This is a genomic window from Rhodococcus maanshanensis NBRC 100610 (genome assembly GCF_001894865.1).
GTDB classification, from domain to species: Bacteria; Actinomycetota; Actinomycetes; order Mycobacteriales; family Mycobacteriaceae; genus Rhodococcus_G; species Rhodococcus_G maanshanensis.
Window position 1 is genome coordinate 1 of the sequence record NZ_BCXA01000080.1, and the last position, 3,244, is coordinate 3,244.

A 3,244-nucleotide genomic window follows, 5' to 3' on the forward strand; every position below is an offset into this window, starting at 1 on the left:
CCGAGGAAGGCTCCGATGATGGTGCGGCCGACGGCCTCGATCTCCGCGAGCTGATCGGCGTCGGGGGCCGTGCCCGTCGGCATGTGCTCGCGCAGCACGGGCAGCTCCGCGGCCGTCAGCTCGACATGGAACTGCAGGCCGTATGCGTTCTCCCCGACCCGGAAGGCCTGGTGCGGATAGGACGCGCTCCCCGCGAGCAGCACCGCCCCGGCAGGCAGATCGAAGGTGTCGCCGTGCCAATGCACCACCGGCACCTCGCCGCCGATTCCACCGAAGACCTTGTCCGACTTGGCGGCATCGGTGAGCGTGACCGTCCCGGCACCGAATTCTCCTGCGGGGCCCTCGAATACGTTCGCCCCGAGCGCCGCGGCGAGGAGCTGGGCGCCCAGGCACACCCCGATCACCGGGACACCGAGATCGAGGCAGTCACGGATGAGCGCGCGTTCGGCCGCCAGGTGCGGGTGCCCGTCGTCGTCGAGCGCGTTCATCGGACCACCCATGACCACCAGTCCGGCGCACTCGGACGCTTCCGGGAGGCCGTCTCCAGCGAAGGGCTCGCAGACCGAGTAGCCGATCCCCCGTGCGCTGAGCTCGGTGCCGATCAGGGCCGGCCCCTCGAAAGCGACATGCTTGATGATCCACCAGGTTTGAGTCACCGGCCAAGACTGACACAACAGCGACATCACCGAGAAACGACGAAAGCCCGGTCCGAAGACCGGGCTTTCGTTTTTAGTAGCGGGGACAGGATTTGAACCTGCGACCTCTGGGTTATGAGCCCAGCGAGCTACCGAGCTGCTCCACCCCGCGCTGCATTGATAACTCTACACGAGAATTGAGGCACTCCCGACCACGGCCGAATCCAGCGGATCGGCGGCCCGATCCAGCGCCTCCCATGCCGACTCGTAGCGCCTGCGCGTCACCTCGTCCGCATCCCGCAGCAGGGCGTCCAGGAGCAGCTTCGGATCGCGTCGCCACGCCTCCACGACACCCGCGACCTCCTTGTCGGAGAACACACCCGATCGGGCCACCGCGGAGGTCCACTCGTCGAACACACCGCATCGGATCCGCTCGACCTCGTCGAGATCGAAGCCGCCCTCGACGAAGTCGTACGAGAACATCGCGGCGACGTAGTCACCATGAACCAACTGTTCGGTCTTCATGTGGGTGGATACCTTCCCTGGCGCGGCTGGTGAGACGCTTCACAGCCTCCCGCCTACCGGACCCGAGGGCGACGGGAGTACCACCCGGGGACATACCTGTTTTCAGATCGGAAACCCAGAAAACGACGAAAGCCCGGTCCGAGGACCGGGCTTTCGTTCTTAGTAGCGGGGACAGGATTTGAACCTGCGACCTCTGGGTTATGAGCCCAGCGAGCTACCGAGCTGCTCCACCCCGCGATGCATGAACGAAGTTACACGAGCGGCGGAACAGAACACAAATCGCGTGCAGCCGGGCCGGAAACCGTCCCGAGCGAGCACGGAAAAGGGTGACCCAGGGCACAAATGAGCCGTGATCCCAGCCACATAACGGACACGTAACGAACACGCATCCGGTTGACAACGCCGCATGCTCACCTGCGGAAAGAGCCGATCCGGCACGAACTTTCGGCCGCGCTCGACGCCGAGACACCGGGATGACCATGTCGAAAATGTTGCGTACGGTCGCCACCGGCCCGAAACAACCGGGCTTAAGCCGACCCGCCGCTGCTCACTCTGCCCCGCGGGATCGGAACCCCGAAACCTTCGAGGGGCAGGGACGCGGCGCCAGTGTTCGTGTGCCGGGCGAGGAGTTCAACTCCGCCCAGGCCGGCCCCGTTCGCAAGCGCGGAGAGGATTCACCCGCATGACCACTCGCAAGATGACCACGCGTGCCCTCGGATGGGTTGCCGCCACCGGCGCACTCGTCGCAGTTCCCTTCGGTCTCGCCACCGGCACCGCCAGCGCAGCCTCCCACAACTGGGACGGCGTCGCGCAGTGCGAGAGCGGCGGCAACTGGGGCACCAACACCGGCAACGGCTACTACGGCGGCCTGCAGTTCTCCCAGAGCACCTGGACCGCCAACGGCGGCAGCGGCTCGCCGCACGGTGCGTCCAAGGCCGAGCAGATCCGCGTCGCGGAGAACACCCTCGCCAGCCAGGGCCCCGGCGCCTGGCCGGTGTGCGGTCAGTACCTGACCACCGCGACCGAGGATGTCGCCCCTGAGCCGGCCCCCGCGCCTGCCCCCGCGCCCGTCGAGGTCCCGGCCGTCATCGCGCCTGCGGTCGTCGCCCCGGCCCTGCCCGCCCTCGAGACCATCCCGGCGCCTGCCGCCGACGAGGTCAAGAAGGCATCCGACGCCGCGGTCGCCCTGGCGAGCCAGCACGGCTTCGGAGATCAGATCCAGCAGCTGATCGCCAACAACGGTGTGGCCCTCGCGAGCCTGACCCGCTGATCCAGCTCCACAGCAGAGGGGCCCTGCCATCCGATCTGAACTGGTCCCCGAAAGTTGGACTGGCCAAGTAGGAGCCTAAGCGGCAAGGGCCTGGGTCCGGTATTGCACCGGGCTCAGGCCCTTGAGCTTTGTGGAGATGCGTTCGGTGTTGTACCAGTGGATGTAGTCCGCCAGCGCGGTGGCCAAAGCGTCGCTGTTCAGGTATCGCACGTGGTGGAAGAGTTCTTCTTTGAGGTGGCCGAAGAAGTTCTCGATCACGGCGTTGTCGAAGCAGTTGCCCTTGCGGGACATCGATTGGGTCGCGCCGGCATCGGCGAGCAAGCGTCGCCAGGACTCGTGCTGGTACTGGAATCCCTGATCCGAGTGCACCAGCGGCGTCTGCCCGTCGCCGAGGGTCGCGATCGCGGCACGCAGGGAGCTGTTGGTCAACTGCAGGTTCGGTGATGTGCCGACCGAGAAGGCGATGATCTGTCGGTCGAACAGGTCCATCACCGGCGACAGGTAGAGCTTGTCCTCGCCGACGCGGAACTCTGTCACGTCGGTGACCCACTTCTGGTTCGGTGCGCTGGCTTCGAAATCGCGCTCGAGCAGGTTCGGGGCGACCTTGCCGGCCTCACCCCGATAGGAGATGTACCTCTTCTTGCGCCGCACCTGGCAGGCGAGGCCGAGAGCACGCATCAGCTTGAGCACGGTCTTCTTCGCCACCCGCAGCCCGGCCTTGACCAGCGCACAGTGGATGCGGCGATGCCCGTAGCGGCCGTGGTTGGCCTCGAACACCTCCGTGATCGCGGTCTTGAGTTCGGCGTGCGGGTCC

At 66.3% G+C, this 3,244-nt stretch carries 4 protein-coding genes and 2 tRNA genes; 1 reads left to right on the forward strand and 5 read right to left on the reverse strand.

What is annotated here, in order from left to right:
* From RM1_RS25705 to RM1_RS25720, 4 genes are all read right to left on the reverse strand, one after another.
* A partial coding sequence (locus RM1_RS25705; RefSeq protein ID WP_072754428.1) for a type 1 glutamine amidotransferase occupies window positions 1-656 on the reverse strand: 656 nt, incomplete at its 3' end.
* A gap of 77 nt (window positions 657-733) precedes the next feature.
* Window positions 734-807: transfer RNA gene (locus RM1_RS25710), tRNA-Met, on the reverse strand.
* Between the two features lie 14 nt (window positions 808-821).
* Window positions 822-1,160: a hypothetical protein gene (locus tag RM1_RS25715; RefSeq protein ID WP_072754429.1), complete on the reverse strand. Its 339-nt coding sequence runs from the start codon at window positions 1,158-1,160 to the stop codon at window positions 822-824.
* Between the two features lie 163 nt (window positions 1,161-1,323).
* Window positions 1,324-1,397, reverse strand: a tRNA-Met gene (locus tag RM1_RS25720).
* 445 nt (window positions 1,398-1,842) lie between these two features.
* On the opposite strand from RM1_RS25720, the gene RM1_RS25725 reads away from it, so the two are divergent.
* Window positions 1,843-2,430 carry a transglycosylase family protein gene (locus RM1_RS25725; protein ID WP_072754430.1) on the forward strand — a complete coding sequence of 196 codons (588 nt, stop codon included), beginning with the start codon at window positions 1,843-1,845 and terminating at the stop codon, window positions 2,428-2,430.
* A gap of 75 nt (window positions 2,431-2,505) precedes the next feature.
* Here RM1_RS25725 and RM1_RS25730 read toward each other — a convergent pair.
* On the reverse strand, window positions 2,506-3,244 hold a 739-nt coding region (locus tag RM1_RS25730; RefSeq protein WP_072754431.1), incomplete at its 5' end, for an IS3 family transposase.